Here is a 1,295-nt window from a genome sequence, read left to right as displayed (position 1 = left end):
TGACCTCCGGCTACTTGCTGAAATCCCTGCGGGATGCCGTGGGCGCCGCGATGGGTGAAGGTTTTTCGCACTTGATACGACTGGTCGTGCGAAAAGTGAACAAGCAAGTGCGAAGGAGGCCGAGTCCGAACCGGATCGCCCTTCCGCCAATGCGCTCGAATTCACCTGGGCCTGAGAAACTGACACCGTCTGCCAGGATCCGTTCTAATCAGTTTTTCTGATCGGCCCACCTGAGGTGGCGAAAAAAGTCTGCCGCCCGATCGCTCCCCGTTCCTCCCCACGCGCGAATAGATCGCAATTCGTTCGCCGATTGATACTTCAGGCGTCACTTGCACTGCAACGCGATTTGGTCGATCTCTTGTCCGCCCCAGATCACACGCACAATGTCGATCGTTTCCGGCGTCACAAAATAGAGAACGACGTGGTTGCCGAAGCCGTTTACTAGCTTCGCCCGAAGCCCATCAGCCTCTGGAAACTGACACAGCAAATCGACCGTCGTTTCAATCGCATCGAGAAAACGCAGCGCGGCATCAAGATTTGACTCGGCAATACGGCTCGAATGCCCCGCAATGTCGTCGATGGCAAGCCGCCTGCGATGCGGCGTTCTACGCTCGGGCATTCAATTTCCGTACTTTGACTTCAGGTCTGCCCGTATGCCTTCGATTTCATTCTTGTCCCATGGTTCACTCGGCCCGCTTTGCAACCCCTCGATCGCCAATGCTTCCACTTCGCTCTGACGCTCGCATAGTCGCAGCACAAACTGCGAAACGTACTCGTTTACATCCGCATAGCCACTGTTTCGTGCACGCTCGGCGATTGCGGACATGACCCGGTCTGGCACATTCACACTGATGGTTGACATTTTCCGCTCCTGTAGGACTTGCCTGTCGTTATTCTACACGTCCGGGAAAACTGTTCCAGCCACAGGTCCGGCATTGTTCAAATCTGCGTTGAACCATGCGATGATACGGAGCGGTGGTGGTCGCCATCCACTCAGTGGTTGAGCCAATCGCCGCCGCCCGCATCTCGCCACCGTTGAAGTTGATCGAATTGCATGCCGCTTCGACGGTTGACGTGCGGTCGTGGTGGGCTGAGATTGTGTGGGTCTTGCTAGAGTAGGCTGACGCCAGCTTCCTTGATCTACCGGCCGTAGGTCGTCCGCGTTTTGGTGCGATCGCCGTCTTGATCTCTCTGGGCCTTTCGTGTGATCCAGCGGCGCATGACTGCCCCGTGACTCGCGTTGTGTGGTTCGAGGGTGGTTTTCGTTGACTCAAATTTCGTTGACTCAAAGACGA

General features: G+C 56.1%; 2 protein-coding genes. Both read right to left on the bottom strand.

All coding sequences use genetic code 11. The features are described 5' to 3' along the window. Positions 1 to 325: 325 nt before the first annotated feature. Entirely contained in the window at positions 326 to 619 is a 294-nt protein-coding gene (locus tag NZK35_RS33795) for a type II toxin-antitoxin system RelE/ParE family toxin (RefSeq protein WP_259636942.1), read from the bottom strand. Beyond that, positions 620 to 862 carry a ribbon-helix-helix domain-containing protein gene (locus NZK35_RS33790; RefSeq protein ID WP_259636941.1) on the bottom strand — a complete coding sequence of 81 codons (243 nt, stop codon included), beginning with the start codon at positions 860 to 862 and terminating at the stop codon, positions 620 to 622. Positions 863 to 1,295 lie beyond the last annotated feature (433 nt).

The organism is Stieleria sedimenti, assembly GCF_025060895.1.
Taxonomy (GTDB): Bacteria; Planctomycetota; Planctomycetia; order Pirellulales; family Pirellulaceae; genus Stieleria; species Stieleria sedimenti.
Note: the sequence above shows the minus strand (reverse complement) of the source record. Positions and strands in the feature narration are given on the sequence as shown.

Bases quoted from the DNA above. Each gene is read 5' to 3' on its own strand.
- NZK35_RS33795 (WP_259636942.1), bottom strand. From the start codon at position 619: ATGCCCGAGCGTAGAACGCCGCATCGCAGGCGGCTTGCCATCGACGAC.
- NZK35_RS33790 (WP_259636941.1), bottom strand. From the start codon at position 862: ATGTCAACCATCAGTGTGAATGTGCCAGACCGGGTCATGTCCGCAATC.